This is a genomic window from Enterococcus sp. LJL120, assembly GCF_054871765.1.
Genome location: NZ_JBTXLV010000012.1, coordinates 36,425 through 58,969, shown reverse-complemented (window position 1 = coordinate 58,969; position 22,545 = coordinate 36,425). Strand labels below are relative to the sequence as shown.

Below are 22,545 nucleotides of genomic sequence, written 5' to 3'. Positions count from 1 at the left end.
CGTTATCAAAAAATTATAGCGATGATTGCTGCCGCTGACAAGTCTTTTTGTTAATAGGCTAGCTTTATACACCTGCGTCTCGAATTTTAGCTAATTCCTGAGCTTTTTTCTCTGCGATTTCATCTATTTGATTTTCTGTCAACGGTGTCCCAAAAGGAACCGGCTGGCTAAGAAAATCCCGTTCTGGTGCATCGACACCAACATTTATATCCTCAGCAATCGGGACACTGTAATGGTGAATGTGTCCGTGAAGATTGCGAATATTAACAGTTTGCCCCAGCAGCATTGGATAGTGGGTCAAATAGTATTGATGATGATTAAACTTCACGATGGCCCCCACATCTTCAAAAGCAAATTTTGCTTCACCGTTAGCTAGTTTCGGATCATGGGTTTCTAAAAAAGTAAAAAAATTACGGCTATCATGATTGCCTTTGATAAAGACTATTTTCCCCTGTAATTGCCTTAAAATTTCTAAAATCGCCGGACTCCCCTTATCATAATCGGGATGCATCGCCACATCTCCGAGATGATAAACGGTGTCTTTTTCAGTCACGACAGCATTCCAGCTGGCAATCATCACTTGATGCATCTCTTCGATTGATTCATAAGGCCGCGGGGCAAAGGCGCTAGTACCAAGTAAACGTTCATGGAAAAAATGGGTGTCTGCAATAAAAAATTTTTTCATATTTCACCTGCTTATAAGATAAAACTAGGCCATAGGTCATTCAAAATAAAAAGTAACACGCTGTTTGTCACCTACTGACAATTGCAGTAAAACAATCCCTTCGGCGGCTTTATCCAAGCCAACAGCTTTGCTATTTTCTATTTTTGACCTATGGCCTCGCTTTTTTTGCGATTATGCTGCTACTTTTTCAAAAAGTCCACGGCTAATCATGCCGTCCATCAAAAAGTAGAATTTTTCTTGACTCATCACATGCTGATTGTCTTTAAAAATATTGACGGCTTTTAAGCCGTTTGCGGTTGTGATGGACATTTTAAAAGTTTCCAAATCTTTAGCCACGGTAATCTTCAGACGAAACCCTTCTTTACTTTGGGGCGTTGCGTCTAAACTGCGGATCATTTGGTAGTTGCCGGATTTCGTTTCAGTAAATCCGTTATCTCTTAATGTGTAACGCTTTGCTTCAGGATTCAGTTTGTAAAGAACTGATGCTCCCTCAACTGTTGCTGTCTCTGTGAAAGCCATTTTGTTCACCTCGATTAATTAGTCATCCTCTATTATAAAGAACTTATGCGTCTTTTTCTAGCTGAATTACTGATTTCAAGTTATTTTTTCGTCAGAATTGCTATTAGTTTTGCCGCCAATTCCTCGACTTCAGCTAAGGTATTGTCGCTGCCAAAACTAATTCTGACAGATTCTTTGATCGCGGGATTTCCCTTGCCATACATCGCTTCTAACACATGGGAAGGGTCAACGGTGCCCGCCGTGCAGGCAGAGCCGGTTGAAATAGCAATCCCCTGCAAATCTAATTTCATCAGCAACAGATCATTTCTGACGCCAGGAAAACGCAGATTCAAGATGTGATGCGTTGTCTGTTCAACATCCCCGTTGATTTCAAACGGGATGCCGGCTGCTTCCAGCTGTTTGAGCAAAACGGTTTGAAATTGTTGGAACTCAGCTCGCTTACTATTTTTGTCGATGGCTTTCAATAAAGAAACAGCTTGGCTCATGCCGACAATGCCAGCTAAATTTTCTGTGCCGGCCCGTCGTTTTTCCTCCTGCTCGCCACCATGCAAAAAGGCCGGTAGCTGAATAGCATCTGTTTTAAATAAAAATCCGACACCCTTTGGACCATTAAATTTATGGGCCGAAACACTTAGTAAATCAATTCCGATTTCATGGGGATTAATTTCCAGTAATCCATAAGCCTGAACTGCATCAGTGTGAAAATAAGCTGGATAATTTTTTAAAATAGCGCCAATCTCTGGAATCGGTAAAATATTTCCCGTCTCATTGTTGACGTACATAATCGAAACAAGAATCGTATCTTCCCGCAGTGCCTTTTGAAAATCAGCTACAGCAAGGTTGCCTTTTTGGTCAACCGGCAAATACGTCACTTCAAACCCCAGTGTTTCTAAATATTTCATAGTATTTAAAACAGCCGGATGTTCAATCGCCGTTGTGATTAGATGTTTTCCAAAATTTTGCCGCGCTAAAGCTGTCTCAATGATGGCCGTATTATCGCCTTCAGTACCGCCGCTATTAAAAATAATTTCATGGGGCTTGACCTGTAGCGAACTGGCAATCACCTGCCGGGCATTTTCTAAATATTCATGAGCTTGCCGACCAAATTGATGAATGCTAGAGGGATTGCCAAAGACTTCTTTCATCACCTGTGTCATTGCGTCAATGACCTCAGGAGCCATTGGTGCCGTAGCGGCGTGGTCAAAATACATTCTGCTCATTGTTCATCACCTCTTAAAAATTCTAGAAACATTTTAGCACAGGGGTTATTTTTTACCTAACAAAGCTGCTTTTCTAACTAATTGTAATAAGTGCACTCATTATAGATAATTTTTATTCCCTATCGCATTTCTTTTTTGACAAAGCGTTTTTCCTTTAAATAGCCAGCTAAATTGCCATACATAAAGACGGCAATCCCTGCCCAGATAAAGCCGAACGCCACAAATTGTTCTGTCGTATAAGGCTCGTGGAAGAGGAAGATAGCCATCAGCAGCATCATCGTTGGATTAATATATTGAATAAAGCCTAACAAAATATACGAAATTTTCTTAGCCGCCTCAGCGAAAAGCAACAAGGGAATCGCCGTGACAATTCCCGCCCCAGCCAACAATAAATTGATGGAGGTCGGATAGCTCATAAAGCCCGCATCAGAAACAAAAAATAAATACAGCAGCGCAAAGGGAAAAATAATCATCGTCTCAATGGTTAGCCCAGAAGCTGAGCTAAGTTTGACACCTTTTTTAATCAGCCCATAAAAGCTAAAGGCAAAGGCCATCACTAGAGAAGGAATTGGTAATGTCCCTGTTTCAAGAGTCAATAATAATACCCCTAAAAGCGCTAAGCCACAGGCAATTTTACCACTACGACTCAAAGGCTCCTTCAAAAAAATAGTTGCCAACAAAACATTGACCAATGGATTCATATAATATCCCAAACTCGCCTCAGTCACCTTGCCGATGCTGACGCTCCAGATAAAAACGCCCCAATTTATCGTAATTAAGACTGCCGCCAATGCAATCAAGCCTAATTTTTTCTTGTCCTGCCACAACTCTCGACACTCCTGTAAAAATTGTTGCCATTTACCAGTGGTAACCAATAAAATCAGCATAAAAATAAAGGACCAAACAATTCGATAACATAAAATATCAAACGAATTGACCGTCGGCAACAACCGCCAATACAACGGAATAATTCCCCACAACACATAAGCACTGATCCCAAATAACAAACCTTTATTTTTTTCCTTCATGTTACACCTTCACTTTTTTAAATTTAAAAGCAGATTCCGCTACTCTAGGTAGCTTTCAAGTAAAAATTTATCTTTTAGTATAGCATATTTTTCATAGCCAATATAAAGAAAAATGCTAAAGCCAAAAAGACTCTAGCATTTCAAAATTTTATTTATTTCTTCTAAATAGTGGGCTCATCGGCCGATTTTCATGAATCCGTTTAATCCCCTCGCCCATCAATTCTGAACAGGAAATAATCGTTAAATTTTTTGGATGGCGTTCATCTGGAGTATAAACTGAATCGGTAATACAAATATCTTCAATTTCTGAATTTTCCAGTACCTTTTTAGCAGGTGGAGATAGCAAGCCATGGGAAGAACATGCATAAACCTCAATCGCACCGGCTTCTTTTAAAATTTTGGCAGCAGCCGCCAGCGTCTCGCCAGTATTTAAAATGTCATCGACCAAAATTGCTTTCTTTCCAGCTACGTTTCCGATGACATAGCCAGTCAGCTCACCATCTTCTTCATACTGATCAACAATTGAAAGTGTTGAATCCAAATAATCTGATAGACTGCGGGCCCGCTGTACGCCACTGTTTTTCGGAGACACAACGACCACGTCATCGCCATAGAGCCCCTTATCTCGATAATAATCGGCAAACAACGGCATTGTAAATAAATTATCCACTGGAATATCAAAGAAACCTTGCACTTGAACCGTATGCAAATCTAGCGTCAGCAAACGAGTTGCCCCAGCCTCTTCTAATAGATTAGCGACTAACTTAGCCGTGATGGGTTCATGGGGACGAGCAGTTCGATCCTGTCGCGCATAGCCGTAATAAGGCAAAATAATATTAATTGTTTTTGCACTCGCCCGCTTCAGCGCATCAATCATAATCAACAATTCTAAATAATGATCATTCACCGGTGCATTAGTCGATTGAATCAAGTAAACATGATGCCCCCGGACACTCTCTTCAATGTTGATGGCAATTTCACCATCACTAAACTGCTGCACACGACATTTGCCTAACTCGGTTCCAAAAACCTTGGCAATTTTTTCCGCCAATGGCTGGTTGGAATTTAAACTAAACAGCTTCAATCTTGAATCGTGGTATTTCTTTCCCATATGAACCTCCGCATTTTAATTTCACCCCCATTCTAACACAGAAATCGGAATTTTTGGGGATGAAAGGGTGAATCAATCTTTCAGGCACACAGCTTTAATCAAAAAATAAACGCTGCTCAAAATTCAAGCAGCGCTAGCTTTCATTGGATTCAATTTTTAAATATAGGTGAGACATTAGCAAACACAATACAAATAAAGACAACAATCGTCAGCACAATCGCCGAAACATTTTCATTAAAGTCTAAAAAGCGCATCCCTATTATCATGAAGTCCGAGAAAAATAACATTGCAGCCATCAATTTCCCCAAATTTCGGCCATTTATTTTTTCCCGCTCATCTCTACCAGCCGTATTATAGCCAGCAATCAGCATCAGCCACTTGCCCCGCAGCAATTGCACCGCCGCTAAAAACGTAACCAAGAAAACAACCAGTAATAAAATGTCCGTTCCTTGCATAGCCTCCACCCCTTTTCTTCTATTATATCATGGAAGGTGACTTTGCTCCAAAAATGATATTAGAGGAATTGGGAGCTTGGTTGGCGCATAGTACGAGAAAAAAGGACTGATTTTTCGTAGCTAGTATAAAGAAAATCTTTGTGGGATGATTGAGTATTTATAGAAATCGAGTGTATGGGGATTCGATTGATTAGGTTGTCTCTAGAGATTAGTGAAGTAGTTCAAAAAGGTTATGTTAAAATTTTAACTTCTATTGCATTAAAAAGCCTAAAGAATACTGGCTAATCAGAATTCTTTAGACTAAGTATTAGCTTAACCCACAAATCCTTGCCTTTGACTTTTTAGAATTTTACTCTTACTTAATATCTATAATCTATTGGATTATTAGAATAAACGCAGTCTCTAATGTGTTCACAGAAGTTATCCAATTTTCCCCTTCCAATGTTGTCTGTTTATTGTGTAAAGTGAACATACAAATCTACTTTCCTCATTGAAAATTAACATTTATAAATTTTATCTTTTTCCTAACATGGATTTTACTAAATTAAACTGATATTCAATATTTTGGCCTGTGACTATCAATCAACTTTCAATACTAGCTATAAAGAAATACTATTTAATCGCAAAAATAATGGTAATAATTTAAACTCTTTATTTACCCAACACCAAACTATCAAAGAAAGTCCTAAGTTTCTTTTCTTCTTCACTTCCATTTGTGGAAAAGCGGGCAAGATTTATACCCAATTTAGATAAAATGCTATCTTTCCGCAAATCTTTTACCAACTGTTCCGGTCTCGAATGAAACTTATGACCATCTACTTCAATAGCAGCAATAGGCTCTTTTCCTGTTTTAAAATAAAAAACAAAATCTAATCTTGCACCATTCTTTACATATTGAAGCTCATCAGGTGTCAACATCGAAAAATCTCTAGCTAATTTTTTTATGGTATATTCTGTCGTGCAGGTAATCGATTTGTATCTTTCTTCTGCTAAAATAGTTAAAATCATATCCATCATTAGATTTTCTGAATCATAATTTGAATGGTTGACTTTATAATGATTTTTCCTTTTAGACAATTCCTCTTGGAAGTCCTTTGTCAACAAATCAAAAATGGAATTCACTGTACTTTTATGTTCCAGTGAATAATCACTATTATACTTAATATATCTAATTAAACTCGCAATGCTGCCATTTCTTTTGCTAAACTCTTTCACGGAACTATTTAGAACAAACAGGCGCTCAGCTCTTGATACTGCAACATTGACTAACTTCTCATCCTCTACAAAATTATAATTTCTTTTACTTCCTTTATTATCTAAAACAGTCGAAAAAATTATTGCTTCGCATTCTCTTCCCTGAAATTTATGAACAGTATCTGCAATGTGCTTCTTTTGCTGTTTTTCAATCGCAGCTAGACTTTTATCTGCTTGTCTTCTAAACGGTGTCACTATTCCGATACCCTTCATATCGTGAATAAGTGGACAAGCTTTACTAAACTCCTCTGATAGAACACTATCAATTTCCCGCTGATTAAATATTTTCTTATCATAGTCAAATTTCATATGATTTCCCTCAGATGTCTCAACAAGAACTAACGCTTTTTCGTCTTTGTTAAAATCACTTAAAACAATTAACTCTCCATTGTAGAATTCCTGATTACAAAAATTGATAATCATGGGGTGACATCGATAATGTTCTTTTAGTAAAACTGAAGGTAAGTCATCAGCAAATACTGCCTCCATTGATGATAGAATACTATGTCCAAAGTAGTCATAAGCTCTATCTTTTGGAGGGGCTATATTTTTTTGCTTCTCTTCCTTATCTGTTATAATATTGGGCAACTGTTTATTATCACCAACTATAACAATATTTTTTGCGACACTAAGTGGAAAAATACTGGGAACTAACCCACCCATAGATGCTTCATCAATTACAACAATATCAAATTTTTCACCTTTTTGAATATTCCTTGTAATAGCATCACAAGTGCTGAGTGTAACAGGAAAGTCATTTGTGAATTTTTTATAATTCTGGAACACTTGGTTTTTAGTCGCCCTACTATTTCCAACAACATATTTGTTACTCAAAAAAGATTTAAATATTCTTAATGAAAGCTCTCTAACTCTCTCGTCAAGTATTTTGTAGTTGCTTCCCTCCAAGAATGATAAAGTTTCTGCAATTTCTTTTTTTAATGATACTATTTTACTCTGATAATACTCTCGTTCTACATAATCAATAAGTTCTTGAATAGACTCGCTAGAACGAAAAGGATCAAAATTATATATTCCATATTGGAAAAAGTACTTAATTTTCCTTCTAAAATTTGGTTGTTGATTATCATTTAAATTCAAATCTACAAGGAGTCTCATTTTCTTTTGACCATCAAATCCGATTAAGGATGTTCGTTTCAATTTTGTTGCTAAGCTATTATCAGAATCAGTTTTATGCTTTATATAAGATTCAAAATACTTTTTTTCTTGCTGCCAATCTCGCAATTCTTGTTCCAATGCAGCTTGTCGATTTCGCTCATTTAAAATTTGACTTAAACTTTTAAGATCTTTCGCTAATTCCTCCTTATATTTGTTTAACTCATCTTCAGATATTTTCCACTCGTTGATTATTTTGGGAATAGGTAAAATATTTTCAAAAAAAGCATCTTTTTTTTCATTTTTCCCTAAATTGGCAGCGATAAGAGATAGACCCTCTTTTTCAAGCTTTTCAAATACATTATCTGTAGCTGAATTGTTAGGCGATACTACCGCTATAGTCTTATTGTTCATTACGGTGTTAGCTATAATCGTTAAAATAGTTTGTGTTTTGCCTGTACCAGGAGGTCCTTGAATCACTGAAATTTGATTTTCAAATGTTTGCTCGACAGCCTTTAACTGACTACTATTTATCCCAAATGGAAATATGAAATCTCCATTATATTCTCTATGTTCATTTTGCTTCATCAAATATCCGTGCAAAGCGCTTGAAGAATCGAAAAAATCAATCTGCTCACAAATATGTTCATGAAACCCTTTATTGTATTCTACAGAATTATCGTTTCTCAGTTGTTTAGCTATACTTATAAAATATTTTTGAAACTCTTCTAATTTTTTTGACCTAGTATCAATAATATCCAACTCCAATTTTTTTATTATCATTTCCTGGCATATTACAGAAATAGCCTTCTTTCCTTTAACCCATATAAGAGATACTAATCACCACCACGATAATTATACCCTCACTATTAAATTATATCACAGTCTATTAATAAAAAAATCGTACTAAATTATTACGATTTGAAAACAAAAAAAGCCCCGAAACATTACTCATCAACATTTCGGGAACTTCATCAATTTTTTTAAAAAATAGTGACGTAGCTTATCCTGAAGAAGCACCCAAATTCTAACTTGATAAATCAGTTAGCAACTTAGGCGCTTCATTAGTTTTAAATTATTTAAGGTGCAGTAATTTTTCCAAAGGTATTCATTTTGTAATCCCAATTATAAAATGGAATGTCGGCACTATTGGCAATAGTCGGCTCAATATAAATCGTCACGTAGTATTTACTACCAGCACTAAAGTCTACAGAAACTGTAGCTGGTGCTCTTTCTAGTGTAGCAGCAGCATGACTTTCTTCAGTAGCAGAGATACGATAGCCGTAATATTGATACATTTCTGGTAGAATCGGATTAATCGTAAATAAATCTTTTCCTGTTTCTGTTTGGAGCTGTACCCGTTTAAACCCGATTGCCTCCCCAGTACCTGAATTTACTAACATATTATATTCTTTTCCAGAATCAGTTCCATCGGTATTTTCTAAAGTGAAGTATCCTTGGCTTGGAACAACTATTTCATTATTTTGACTGGAAATTACTTGTCGAAGGAATAATTCAGCTTGACTATAATAAATAATAACCTCCATTGTGTTGATACTTCGGTCAGATATAGTATTAAATACAATTTTTTTATCAGTTAAATTTTGCGGACTTCCACCATCAACTGTAAAGTTGAGCGGTGTAGCGCTAGGCACATCGACTGGAATTCTAGTCATCGTAATCGTAGTACCTGCAGTTGATTTCTTAACCGTTTCTTGATTACCAGATATCCCTTCATTTCCAGTAATACCATCCATTACATACGGTGTGATATCAGTCGAAGAACCATTCAAACGGCCTTTATAATTGATGGTTACCCAACCGTCTGGATCTCTTTCATAATCAAAAGTATGCGTAAATGTCTTCGCTAAAAGATAATCAGTACTATCTAATGAATACTTTACAGGTGTCAAATTACTATCCAGTAAATACCAACCATCAATATACTGGGTGTATTCTGGATCCCCAGTTTCAAAAGCCCGAATAGCTACCTCATCGTATCCAAAAGTTGGATTGACGATAACAGCTCCATTTTTATCCAAAGGCAGACCATAAATGGTCATGTCTTCATCATCAGAGTCTTTACTCTCGGCCGTTTTGGCAATGTATTTCTCTGTCGCAGGATAAATTTCTTCATTAGGCGGATCTACATTTACTCCATCATGATAAACAGTTGTATTTGTATAATAATTGTCATAAACCTTTCGAGAGATATTGGCCGTATCATCGGAGTATCCATGAGTAACGGTCATCACCCATAGCACACAATTATCTGTCACTACAATGTGCTGATTGTCTGATAGACGTTTACTTGTATCTGGACTTTTATTGATCAAATCATCTGCTGTCCATCCGTTTAGAGTGATTAAGTCCCCTTTTTCATATCCATTTGAACCATTATAAGCCGCTTCAAATTGCTGTTGAGTTGGCTCTGTGATTGTAGAGTTGACATCATTAGGATCTAATGGAATCTTAATATACTTTGCCTGAGTCAATTCCGGTTCAATTGTAATATTCAGTTGTTCATTAACTACCGCTGTTCCTAAGGTGATTCTAACGTCGGTGTTTTGCTTTTGGCTCTCTTCAGACTCAGACTTATAAATCTTACGAATCGGACTATTTATGTCTGTTGTTGTAGGGTTAATTCGTGGTGCTCCTCGCATAAACATCAATTCGTAAGTGTACATATCAAATAGTCCATCTACAGCGTGCCGGGCTTTCAAACCATTCCCATCGGTATAATAATGAGAGGCACCGTTCCACTCATACTGTGGCATATAATCCCAGCCCCAAGCGATAGTTCCAGAACCATCTAAGGCTGAACGATACAGATTACCAGATTTATCGAGAATCATGACATAAGATTGATAAGTATAAATCTTACCCGCATATGGAGCTGCTGCATTTTGAGTACCGGTAAAATCATTGGCTTCTCCATCAGTCACAGCCTCAATCCAACCACGTTCATCTTCTTTAACCTTAGGTAACGCAGTTTCGCTGGTAACACCAATAGGAAGACTACTACTAGCAGTACTTGGATTCAAATCAGTAATACCAGATCTATTAACAAACCAACTACCTGAATAACTATCCTCTGCCACATAAAAGTTTCCACTGTAGGTATAAGGAGCACTTGTACCTTCTCGTAAAACCACATAAACCAGTTTCCTACCATCCTCATCAACAAAATAAACTTTGTCATGTGAGTTCGCTTTTACAGCGTCTGACGGTGCAACAGATGTTATATCCAATAAATCACCAGTTGTTTCATAGTATCTTTTATCATAAATCGTCGGGTGGCGATTACCACTATCAGCTGCTGGTAGCAATTGGTTTGACCACATGCCGGCACTACGCCATTTGGACAAGGTTTGACCAAGTTGATAAACTTGATTAGTCCCAGATAGATCACTAAATACTGGTGCCTTCACTGGTGTATTAGGATTAGCCGTTGTCCCTCCCGTCTCGTATTGGGTATCTCCATCCCCAAGAACTGTCAAAACTTGTGTTGCTTTGTATAAACGCTTAGCTAATTTACCATAGTTTGGGTTTTCAAAATGAAATAATACATTCTCTCCCTCAGTACCCTTGCTTGGACCATCAGATCCGTACTGATAGGTCATATTGGAAGCCCATGCCCAAACACGACCGTATTGGTCAATCGCTAACTCAGCATATCGACCAGCCTGAATTTTTTTAAAGATTGGTGTATAGTTGGCGGATGTTAAATCAATTTCTACTTTCGTTGGAGTTCTTATGATACTGGCCGCTGAAGCCCCAGTATTATTGTCTGCTTTAATCAACCCAAAATTATATACATCTCCGGTATCTGTTAAAGCAAGAGAATCATCCGTATTAGCACTTACTTGTATCACTTTTAAATTATTATTACTAAAGAAAGGTATCTCATTTAAAGTATAGACTGATGTGACACTTCCTATCCCCAATTGACCTGTTCCATTTAATCCCCATGAATATGCTTTTCCCGATTCTGTCGCAACCAATGCATGGGATCCACCTAATGAAAATGAAACTATTGGATCTGACTTATTTAATGTAGACAAGGGTTCAATATATTGGGGAATTGAAATAGCTGATCCAGTGACACCTGGACCAGTTGCCCCGTTATTTGGCAAAAAGCTATTGGGAATTCTGTAAGTGGTACGACTACCAAAAGCATAATAATTTCCACTCTCCATCTTAATGTATACTGCGTGGGCTTCCTCTCGACCAACATACAACTCATCAACAACTTCTCCTGTTGGCATACCAGTCATCTCTACCGGTTTGTTATTGTGTAATTGAAGAGTGTTATTCCCCATGTTTCCAGTGTCGCCTTTGCCCCAAGCATACATCGTATTATCTTCTGCTAAGGCATACATTGTATGATATGCACCCCAGATTTTTTTAATCTTGATATTATTATCTGTAAAATAAGGGACCCGTTTCATTCCACCATTGTAACGATTTGTACCCCCTTGATTCCATACCATATCAACACCCATCACACCATACATATTGTAGCCCCACATCCAGACACCGCCTTGATCATCCAAGGCACCGCCGCCTAAATAAAGTGCTACCGCATCAATAAAACGAACAGAAGATAGCAGTCCCGGATCCGTTGCTTCAATTGGATCGGCCAAATCCAGTGAATCAAGGTTGGTTACTTGTAATTCCGGTGGCAAATCGATACTATTGACGGCTTTTGTTTCAGTGGGCGAAGCGCTTTTTATTAATAAGACACAGGCTACACTAAACAGAACAATAACTGATAGGATTCGTAAAAATTTATTTTTTTTAATCTTTTCCATTTGATTCTTCACCCCTCTTTTACCCTTATCAACTATTCACAACTGTCGCCAAAGCAGTGTCGATTGTTGCCAATGGTTCTGCTTGTGGTGTTTCAGTTAAGCCTAAATTAAACCAAGCTTTGCGATATTGGTAGTTTGCAGCAGTTACCGTTTCGCTTTTAACTTGAATAACAAAATCAGCACCATTATATTCTGTACCTAAATTGTCTGCTAGTGAAATCTCATTGAAGAGCGAAGTAGTTGTTCCAAGGGCACTAACTTCTCCTAAATAATAGTAGTAGCCATCTTCACCATACTGCCAATTCGTTCCCACAGTAATTAAGACTTCTTTCCCAATAGATGCTGGTAACCGACCGTCATCTATACTCGGATGCTTTACTTCTGGAAAGACCATCACTCGAACTAACAAACCAGTAGTTCCTGTATTTTCAATAATAATATCTTTTGTCTGTGTCCCACCGACAGCAATCGGTTCATTTGGTGTGAAGGTTTCAACAATTTCCCCTTTAATCGTTGGAATTGAAAGCTTATTATGAACACTATCATTCTTCTGTGTGGCCGCATAAATAACTGCAGCAGCAATTGATGTAATTAAAACCATTCCAAGAAGAAAGGAAACCAACCATTTCTTTTTAATTTTCAACCTCTTCGCCTCCTTACTTGAATCTTGTATCTTCTTGGTACATCGTCAAATAACCACCGTCGTTCGTCCATGTTTGAAGACCTCTTTGAGTTGCTTCCACACCCTCTGCTTCTATTTCAATATCATATAGAGCCTGCTTGTATTGATTAGGAATATTTATATTTGATAATATAACAGACTGCAGTAAATCAATCGTTGTCGTCTCTCCACTTTCTAAGACTTGTGAATAATAAAAATATTCACCATCAAAGACCCAATATGGTGTTGAGACAGCATTTTGAGGTACACTATGGACGGCTGGATTAAGACTCCAGCTAAAATACTGTAAAGCTACTGGGCGAGAAACATTACTCCTGTCAGTTTCGCCCGTATAAAGTTGGTTGATGATTACTGGACTATCAGCTTGGTAATAAAGAGGATCAGCACCATCCTTTAGTCCAGAGTCAAGAATATTTCCACTTTCCCAAGTCGTTAAATCATCTAGGTTCAGCTTAGTTTCACCGTTATCTTTCACCAGCTTTATATTGCCATTGCCGTTGCCTTCACCATCGGTCATATCCATTTCAAAGGGTAAAACAGACTCATAAAACCGCACTCGAATAATTGCATTTCGGTTGGCAAGGTTCTTGACTTTAACAGATTTTTCAGTTTCTTCTTTAAAGGATAAAATACTTTCCTGTTTGAAAGTTTCTGTTACTTTTACTGCAACTGATTCAGGATTAGACTGTGTATGATTTTTTACCCATTCAGAATAACTCGACCAGGCTAAGGTCGCATTTACAATGATAATCAATGAAAAAACAGCAACAAACACCCCAAAAAACTTTTTGTTCTTCCTTAGCGACAAGCCTCCCCAACTCAGTTTCTTTTTATTCTTCCTTTTCATTTCCCCACTCCCTTTGAATTGAATTCATCAATGAACCGGATCCCAGATGGATTCACTCATGAAATCAATTCAATACTAAGATTAAATTGATTTCTTAAGACATTAATTTTGTTGCTCATCTTTGCGTTTTTTTAAAACAATTAAAGCGATGCCGATTAAAATGAATCCGGCAACCATTCCTAATAAGACATTTCGCCAGTCTTCCCCAGTTTGCGGCAATTTTCCAGTTGGTGGTAGTGAAGGTGTTGTAGAAGTTACTGTGGAGCCTGGTTCTCTATTCGCAAAAAAAAGCCAATAAAAATCAACCTTACTTATTTCACGCCAGCTCGTATCTGGATACTCACTACTGACTGTAAAATCCGCTTGAATATTGCGAACCTCTCCAACTTCTAAAGTTCCTAGATCAATCGGTTGTTGTCTTTGATTGGCTACAGGTGTTCCATTTCCATCAATTGTCCCTTGATAAATTACTTGCCCTTGATAAGTCAATTTGACACTGATGACTTCTAAAAGATTGAGTTCCCCATTCATCTCCGGCTGGTGATCTTCATCATTAGGATTCATGACTAATTTCAAAGCAAAATCCCCATCGTCTGTTGAGTAATTGCTTAGTGTTATTGTTCGAGAAAAAGTCTGTCCGGGAGTGATATTATTATTAACAATAAAATATTCCCCTTCAGTCCCGACTTGGATACCTGTATCATCACCAACTAAAAAGCCAGGAGGAAGGGTCTCAGCATGGGCACGGCCAGCAAAGCCAAATGAAAGTAGCAGTGACACCATGAAAAAAAGTATGAGTTTAACCATTTTTTTCATATCTTTCTTCCTCCTAACTCATGTACTTATTATTCTACGACTGTTGCAAGTGACTCATAATAAGCTGTTAATTGTGCATCAGTTAATCCCCAGCCTGAACCATTAGAAACCCAAGTTTTGTTTCCTTCAGTTTGGACTGAACCAATCAACGCACCATTATTAGAAGCTGCAGTTACTGCACTACGAGCTGCTGGAATAGATTCTAAACCAACATATAAGTTGTAGCTAGCTAATTTGTAGTCTTCTCTATCAGTAGCACTAGGGAACTTAATCGCATCCATCATTGATGCTGATGTAGTGGAACCAGACGGCAATACTTTTGTATAGTAGAAGTAGCCATCAGTACTGTCAAAATACCAATCAGCAACCGGTGCAGAACCAGCAGTTGGTTTAGTAGTTGTTACGTTTGGTGTAATAAACGAAATATCACTACCTGCAATTGCAGATGTTGTTGAAACGCCTGGTGTAACAGTACCTTGAGAAAGTGCTGTTGGATTAGGAACATTTACATTAGCTCCAGCCCAGTCTGCATCTTCTTTAGCACCCAGACCAACACCATAGCCCCAATAAGCTAAAGCAAGGTCAGCAGATGCAGCTGTTTGATAAACAACATAGTTACCTGCAGCATCTTTGACAACTTCACCAGTCACTTTTTGAGCAACAACGGCAGTATCTGCGTCAAATGAGCCACTAAGAACTGGCATTTTTGCAGAAGCTTTGTTGTAATCAAAGTCTGTAGGTAATTCAGCAACTTTCAAAGTTCTTTCATTGATTAAAACAGCATTAGTATCATCTGCAGATACATATAATTTTAAATTGCTAGGTACAGTTTGCGAAGTACCACCAACTGTATCATAGATAACCAAATCTGCAGTTTTATCTGTGTACGTTGTCACATATTCTGTTGCATTGATGATTACTGGAAATGCAGCAGCAGATTCACTAGCATAACCCAGGCCAGCAGCAGTATCTTCCAATTTGTGAAGCATTTCTTCAAATGATACCCGAATAAATGCATCGGTACTTGAAGTATTTACGACACTTACTTCTTTGGTAATTTCACCATTAACAGCTTCGTCAATTGGTGTTTCAGGGTCAAATTTTTCGACGATTGTTACCCGACCTTCTTCATAACCCCTAGATTGCAGATGGTTTTTTACCCATTCTGTGTACGATTGCCATGCAAACGTCCCCGCTAAAACTGTTAATAAGGCTACTGAGGAAGCCACAATAGCAGTTTTCTTTTTTCCGTTTTTCCGTTTCATTGGAAAAACCCCCTTTTTCTTTTTTTATTTGTAATCTTGCAATGCAAGAGAACACACCTAAAAACACTTCATTTATCAAATGAGTACATAGCCGTCACGGGCTTCCCATCCGCAATTTTTCCATCATCCGCTCTCCTTTTAACATTTTTTTAATTTATATCCATCCAATTACTTCTTATTGGTGTGCTCTCGCTTTTCTTTTTTTCTTGTTTGCTGGTACAGCTTCATAGTTTCCCAATCCTATGTAATATTTCAATGTAACGAATAGTCCAAAAAGTGTAGCTAAGAAAATTGCTACTACAACCAAATTATCTCGAACAAAATTCAGAAAATTACCAATGAAAGGAATTGTAAGAACTACTTTCCCCACTACTTGGCTACCACTAATTGGGATATCAGCTCCTGTGTTTGCATCTCCTTGGGTTTGAATAAAAAAACCCTCTTCACCATCTAAGTTATCCATCGTTTCGACGACTCGGTGAGTTAAATAAGATTCAGTATTTCCTGGTACTGGATAAAAGGTGATAATATCCCCATCTTGTAAAGTCTCAGGATTAACCTGCTGAATAATTATGACTGAACCGCTTGTGAAGCCATCTGTAAGTTCTGGCTTCTCTGGATTAGGTGCCATTGAGTTCGTTAATACGGTCATAAACCGATATCCAAAAAATGATTTATCTGGACTATCATTAAAATTAAAGAAGATAGCTCCACCGATAATCAAAAATAGAAAAGCATAGAATAAAACGTCCCATAGTACCTTTAAAACTCTTTTAGTTTTTGAGGGGGGAATCTCCCGATATTTTTTCTTTGAAGTTTGCTTTTTTGAATTTTTTGATATTACTTGATTTTTAGTTTTTACTGAACTCTCGGATTTTGATTTTTTTGAAGACTTTGTCCTATTTATCGGTTTGCTCGAACTTTGCATATTATCTGTATGCGCCGTTTTCCTCTTTTTCTCCTCTATATTGGTACCAGGTTTCTTTGCCTGCTTTGTTTTCCCATTGCTATTGCTCCTCATCTAATCCCCCATCTTAAGACAATTTGAAATCTGTTTACTTCTTTATGGATGAAGTAAATACTTTCCGTCATGGCTTTACTTCTCTTAGTTAGAAAAAAAGCAGAAGATTTCTTCACATGAAATCAGACCATCGCTTATTCGGCTCAACTGCTGATAAGGTTAACTAATTGCTTTGATGAAGTTCTTTGTAAGTCAATTGGCAAGATTTCAAAAAATTCTTGTGATAATGAGTAACCACTGCGCCAGTGAGTTTCTAATAGACTGCCATCAACACCGAAATGCTCCATTTTTTTTCTTATCCGTTGAATCAACTGTGATAGTTGCGTTAATGTCGAGTGATTTGCACCTCTCTTCCATAACTGTTCACAGACATCCACTCGTAAAATAACTTCGCCTTGAGCCTTATATAGGATTTCAAATAATCCCGCTTCCTTTGGTGATAGATTTTTCAGTAATTTTTTCACAGCCTCCTTACTTTTTTCTTTATCAACAGTTAAACTAGATTTTTTTAAATCAGAGAAGCTTAAATAGTTGTCAGATAATTTTTCTCTTAACTGAGGTAAAGAGACATCATTCGGCAGCCATTGTTTTAATCCCAGCTCGCGCCAACTTCTCCATCTTTCATCTGAAATATCTTCTGAATCAAGACGAATAAAATTTACATCTCTATCTTTTGAAAACTCCAACAACTGCTGAACTTCATGATTGCTTAAAGATTCACTAAATATCACATTGTAAAATAAAGATAAATAGATTTTCCCTTCTCCTTGAAGTAATTTGTGAACAACCTGTTCTGAACAAAAAACTTCATAGCCCAATTTTTCTAAAGTAATTTTCAGTAAATCCTCACCGAGGCTATTCTTAGTTAAAACTATTACCGGTCTCATTACCTATCACCTACCTCTCTATTCAAAGTTGTTCAACAAACTCATGTGGTTCTCAAAAATTTCAGTAACTATGTATGGTAAAAGACATCTGCAACAACCTTTAGAACGAATGCTCAACTAACGTAGACTTTTACACAATGATAAAATTAAAGACTTTAATAGCTTTTTATGGTAAACTAAACAGATTACCCATTTTTAAAATGAAAAAAAACGAACTTTCGTTTGCTAGTTTTTCTTGTAAGTATCAATTACAAGAAAAACTACTAAAAAGCCATTTTTGCAAGGATGAATTATAGTCATGACGGCTTTCACGACGGCTTTTAGATAAAAAAAGCTGCCAGAAAAATCTGGCAGCTTATTTTGTACTTAATATTCAAAATCATCGATTTTGATAGATTAAATCGATTTTTAGGATTTCTTTCTGACGTTGTTCCATTAAAGAATCACTATAAGTATCTAGTGTCAACTTAATAGATTGATGCCCCAAAATCTTGCTAAGACTCGCAATATCCATTCCTAGCTCTAAACTACGAGTAGCAAAAGTATGTCTTAAGATATGAAAATGAATGTGAGCAAAAGATGTCTTACTGATCAACTTCTTAAATCGATAACTTATGACTCTGGGTTCAGCCAAACTCCCTTTAGCATTTACTAAATAGTTAGAAGAACTAATTTGTTTTTCTTTTAATAAATATTGTTTTAAAGTATTTGATAGTGGAACATAGCGATTTGAATTCAAGGTTTTAGGATCATCGATTACTATACGTGTTTTCCCATTAAAATTGTTTTCATTAGTAATTCTTGCAACGGTTTTATTTACATGAATCACATTTTGTTCAAAACCAACATCCTGCCAAGTTAATCCGCTAATCTCACCAATTCTTAGTCCAGAATATAAAGATAAGATAATCGGTAATCCATACTCGCTTTTTGATGCAATATCTTCTAATTCTTTTTGTTGACTCACACTTAAAGGGCGAATTCGAACTTTCTTTTCCCTAGGAAACTGTATATTTAACAAATACCCATCAATTACATACCTTTTCTTTACAGCTTCTTTATACGCTTGTTTTACGAGGCTAAAAACTAATCGAATTGTGCTACTACTCAGTCCCCGTAGCACTAAGTAGTCAATAAATCCTTGAAAAATATTTTCATTTAAATCTTCAAACGTCAATTCATTAAAATATGTACTTATATACTTTTTTATTAAACGTTGATAGTTGGAATATGTTGACATTTTGACTCTTTGACGAACTCCTGGTAGAAAATCCAACAACAGCCAATCACAATAGCTCGAATTATAGTTAGATAAGTTAGCCTGAGAATGATTAACCTTTTGTGCGATAATTAAGTTAAGCTTCTGCCTTACATCTTGATATTTTCTCCCATAGATATAGCCATAAACTATTTTTTTATCCGATGTTCGATTTTTTATGTAACGTCCTTCCCAACGACCATCTTTTCTTTTATAAATATTTTCTCCTCTTTTTACCACATGATTTCCTTCCTTACTTGACAACTTTTTTGACGGCTTTTAATTTCTTTAACTTGTAGTTAATAAAAAAAACTAGAAAAACAAGCTACCCTTTTTTTAAAATTCTAATATCCCTTACATTCTCTATGGCTTTTTGCATTACATATGCTGAAATCCGGTATCAATTTTTTGGTAATCAACGAACAAAAATAACTATTTAGCATAATTTTATCCAAAATACAAAAAAAATAAACGAAATAAGATTGACAACATAATGTAAAAACATTAATATTTAATTGTAAGTTATTTATATTATTTTCCCGAGTTTTTCTTGTAATTGATACTTACAAGGAATTTTTTTTGATTTTTAAAGTGTCTAACACTTATCATATTCCTCTTAGAAAATATCACACCATCTATTCTTACCACCAATAAGATTACACTATTTCAATGAAATTGCTATTATTTTTTTATTTTTTATAATAATTCAAGTTATGTAATTTTTGAAAAATTAATCTTTCTATACGATTTCAATTACTTTAGCAAAGCACATGCATCTCCTCCAAATTAATTAAAATAGCCTCGTATACTAGACTGAAATAGCGATTCTCCTTCTTACGAGTCTTTCTTAATTCTCTGAGGATTACCTCTTGGCTATTTCTCAAAATGGTTTGAACTCGAGGAGAAAAAATTATAAACGCTGAGCACGATGAAATTAAGCCTATTTTCGTCTCATTATTAATACATAAAAATATATTGCTAATAGTTCAATACGTTGTATACATAGGACCAGATTCGTTTGTGTTTCAGAATAAGAATATAACACGGCAAACTCATTTATTCTAAAATTGGTATTCGTCATTTGTCGGAACTTTATCAGGCGTGACACAAATGACTTTTTTAGTCAACTTAATTTCCAATTGACTATTAAAGAATCAGTAAGTCGATTTCTATTTTTTCACACCATAAGACTTCAGGCGTTTAAAGTTTTGGACACAACAAAAAAAGCCTAAAGAATGCTGATAATTCAACATTCTTTAGGCTAAATAGTAGCTTACCCCACACTACCTTCCATATAAAATCTGGCTATTCTATAGTTTTGAGTAGATATGTTTATCCTTGCTATTAAAGGCTTTTGACCAAATAGCGTTAAGATAAAAGCACATAGTTTTACCTGAAGTCACAGACCTTTTCACAGACCACCAACGCCAAAATACATATTGTAAAATTCTCCTATATCTTGGGGTGCCTCCGCTCATTTTATGGGCGGCTTTTTACTTTGTTGATGATTTTTCAATACGAATTTCTTTTATATACTTTTTTCCACGAAAATCTTCAAAATCAGCATAAACTAATAAAGTACCATCATCTTCAACATACTTTTTCCCAACATCATATAAATAATTTATTTCCATCTCATAAACTTTAGTTTTTTTTCCTGGAGCAAGTAATTCTAATTCTGGGCTAGTAAAAATATCCCTCATATACTCTATGTGAGTAGTTAATTCTTCTCGCTTGCGTTTAATTAAACGATCAAAAAGAGATACTTTTTTTAAACCTACACCAAACCCAAGGAATGAAATGCCAATCGTTTGTACCCCTGCGTTATAGGCACTAACTTGAATCATTCTGTCCAGATTAGATTTAACAACTCCATCCTCGTCCTTATCTGTTCTAAAGACAAGTCTACCAATTATTTGTATAACTGTTTTTGTCTCTCTTTTAGCAAGCCATAACGAAACAATGACTGCTCCTAAAGTTCCAAATGCACCCAACATATCCCAAATATTTCCTAGTTCAATATTTACTTTCAATTTAATCACCCTCAAAGATTGTCTTAAAACGCTACTTTAAATAACCTTTCCTTATAATGTCACAAGCGGATAAAAATAAACGAAGAAGTTTGATACAAATAACTGTCTATTCTAAGACATGATACTGGAGCAACCTATACCTTGGGTTATTCGTATATTTCTTTTTAATAATCTCATCGTCGATACCTATTTGTCGCATGATATAGTATTCAGCTATCATATTAAGGATTCGCGTAGCAATCAACAAATTTTTTCCTTCTAATAATGGTTGATAATCACTTTTATTGACATTGCCATGAGTTATATAGTTGCGAGTCTGTACACAAGATCTAATAAATCTTTTTCTTGAAGCAGAAGGATTCCTATCTTGATATTTTATATATTTATTTAAATAATCTGGCAGAATGCTGATACTTTCCTTTAATCTGTTTGATAAGGTCCCCTCCTCGGTATGATTAATTCGTTTAATAAAATAATCCCTCACGGTTTTTTCTTCATTTTCTAAAAATTTAATGAGTTGTCTTCTTACATTATCAGTTTCTACTGGAATAGCGGTTTTCTTTTCAAGAATAGTACGATGAAAGACTTCAATATTTCTTATAGCATTTAAAAACTCAGTTTCGACAAAAGATTTTAACTGTAAATCACCCACATATGTTTGAATGATTGTACGCATCTGGCTATAAATTTCAAGCCATCGATTGATATATCCACCAATTTTTTCATATATTTCATTATAACTGATTAAATCATGAACTTGTTTTCTGCTGTTACTAGGAACCTCCGCAATTTGCTTAAAATACATTCTATAAGTTTTTGGAGGATATTTACCACTATCAGGACTTTCTATTTCAAATTCGATAAATTTCATAGGTAATCGCTGACTAAACAAAAAATAAAAAAATTGTACTATCAGATAAGTTTGATTATATATTTCATCAATTGATTTTTCCTTTTTAAATTTTAAAATGTAAAACTGTTCAACTTCCATTTTAAATTTTGTGATTTGATAATCATTTCTCCTAACAACACGTTCTTCCATTATTGCTTCTATTGCGTCTAAACTATATGTATTATTTTTTATATCCGACATTGCGAAGTTTAAATGTTCCATTTGTTCTGTGCTTAATTTACTCATCCACTCGTTTAATAGATAGAAACTGAAAGACACTTTTCTAAATGTAGTCATCTCTTTTTGAGATAAAACAGACGGACCAATTATAATTTTCTGCATTTCTAATTTTTGTTTGCTAATAAGAGTTTCATTTGTCCTAGTCACACGACAATCGATTAACGTTATCCATTCACTGGTATCAGTCTTACCATAAAAAATAGGTAATTCTTCTTGAAATTTAAAAGTTGAATTATATAAGTCGAGTTCCAAGTTTGACTCATTAGCGTCTATTTTATAAGTTAATTTGCCAGCGTAAAAATTCTTGAAATCAGCATCGGTAGACCATATCCCTTCCATCTCAAACGAATCAAATAGGTTAGGATTACTTATTTTTACCATAAAATAATTTCCTCCACTTACAGC

Annotated in this window: 17 protein-coding genes; all 17 read right to left on the bottom strand. The window is 35.8% G+C overall.

What is annotated here, in order from left to right; all coding sequences use genetic code 11:
- Positions 1-64: 64 nt before the first annotated feature.
- Positions 65-685, bottom strand: a complete 621-nt coding sequence (locus tag ACYSNU_RS16820) for a metallophosphoesterase (RefSeq protein ID WP_461738323.1) — start codon at positions 683-685, stop codon at positions 65-67.
- Between the two features lie 171 nt (positions 686-856).
- Entirely contained in the window at positions 857-1,204 is a 348-nt protein-coding gene (locus ACYSNU_RS16815) for a DUF1831 domain-containing protein (RefSeq protein ID WP_265460052.1), read from the bottom strand.
- 80 nt (positions 1,205-1,284) lie between these two features.
- Positions 1,285-2,424 (bottom strand): cysteine desulfurase family protein, encoded by a 1,140-nt coding sequence (locus ACYSNU_RS16810; RefSeq protein ID WP_461738322.1) that lies wholly within the window; start codon positions 2,422-2,424, stop codon positions 1,285-1,287.
- Between the two features lie 119 nt (positions 2,425-2,543).
- Positions 2,544-3,452 (bottom strand): EamA family transporter RarD, encoded by a 909-nt coding sequence (gene rarD, locus ACYSNU_RS16805; protein WP_461738321.1) that lies wholly within the window; start codon positions 3,450-3,452, stop codon positions 2,544-2,546.
- 148 nt (positions 3,453-3,600) lie between these two features.
- Positions 3,601-4,563: a ribose-phosphate diphosphokinase gene (locus tag ACYSNU_RS16800; RefSeq protein WP_461738320.1), complete on the bottom strand. Its 963-nt coding sequence runs from the start codon at positions 4,561-4,563 to the stop codon at positions 3,601-3,603.
- Positions 4,564-4,712: 149 nt separating this feature from the next.
- Entirely contained in the window at positions 4,713-5,018 is a 306-nt protein-coding gene (locus ACYSNU_RS16795; RefSeq protein WP_461738319.1) for a DUF3784 domain-containing protein, read from the bottom strand.
- 651 nt (positions 5,019-5,669) lie between these two features.
- Entirely contained in the window at positions 5,670-8,147 is a 2,478-nt protein-coding gene (locus tag ACYSNU_RS16790; RefSeq protein ID WP_461738318.1) for an AAA domain-containing protein, read from the bottom strand.
- Positions 8,148-8,464: 317 nt separating this feature from the next.
- Entirely contained in the window at positions 8,465-12,199 is a 3,735-nt protein-coding gene (locus ACYSNU_RS16785) for an RCC1 domain-containing protein (RefSeq protein WP_461738317.1), read from the bottom strand.
- A gap of 28 nt (positions 12,200-12,227) precedes the next feature.
- On the bottom strand, positions 12,228-12,842 hold the full coding sequence (locus ACYSNU_RS16780) for a hypothetical protein (RefSeq protein WP_461738316.1): 615 nt from the start codon (positions 12,840-12,842) through the stop codon (positions 12,228-12,230).
- 13 nt (positions 12,843-12,855) lie between these two features.
- The gene (locus tag ACYSNU_RS16775; RefSeq protein ID WP_461738315.1) at positions 12,856-13,728 is read right to left on the bottom strand and encodes a hypothetical protein; all 873 of its coding nucleotides are present in this window, start codon (positions 13,726-13,728) and stop codon (positions 12,856-12,858) included.
- A 102-nt stretch (positions 13,729-13,830) separates the two neighbouring features.
- The gene (locus ACYSNU_RS16770; RefSeq protein ID WP_461738314.1) at positions 13,831-14,544 is read right to left on the bottom strand and encodes an LPXTG cell wall anchor domain-containing protein; all 714 of its coding nucleotides are present in this window, start codon (positions 14,542-14,544) and stop codon (positions 13,831-13,833) included.
- A 29-nt stretch (positions 14,545-14,573) separates the two neighbouring features.
- Complete coding sequence (locus ACYSNU_RS16765) at positions 14,574-15,809, bottom strand: hypothetical protein (RefSeq protein ID WP_461738313.1); 1,236 nt, start codon at positions 15,807-15,809, stop codon at positions 14,574-14,576.
- Positions 15,810-15,984: 175 nt separating this feature from the next.
- Entirely contained in the window at positions 15,985-16,830 is an 846-nt protein-coding gene (locus ACYSNU_RS16760) for a signal peptidase I (RefSeq protein WP_461738312.1), read from the bottom strand.
- Positions 16,831-16,973: 143 nt separating this feature from the next.
- Entirely contained in the window at positions 16,974-17,717 is a 744-nt protein-coding gene (locus ACYSNU_RS16755) for a helix-turn-helix domain-containing protein (RefSeq protein WP_461738311.1), read from the bottom strand.
- A gap of 379 nt (positions 17,718-18,096) precedes the next feature.
- Positions 18,097-19,215: a tyrosine-type recombinase/integrase gene (locus ACYSNU_RS16750; protein WP_461738310.1), complete on the bottom strand. Its 1,119-nt coding sequence runs from the start codon at positions 19,213-19,215 to the stop codon at positions 18,097-18,099.
- Positions 19,216-20,468: 1,253 nt separating this feature from the next.
- Positions 20,469-21,008, bottom strand: coding sequence for a hypothetical protein (locus ACYSNU_RS16745; protein ID WP_461738309.1), 540 nt, complete (start codon positions 21,006-21,008; stop codon positions 20,469-20,471).
- 106 nt (positions 21,009-21,114) lie between these two features.
- Positions 21,115-22,521 (bottom strand): HEPN domain-containing protein, encoded by a 1,407-nt coding sequence (locus tag ACYSNU_RS16740; RefSeq protein ID WP_461738308.1) that lies wholly within the window; start codon positions 22,519-22,521, stop codon positions 21,115-21,117.
- Positions 22,522-22,545: the final 24 nt, after the last annotated feature.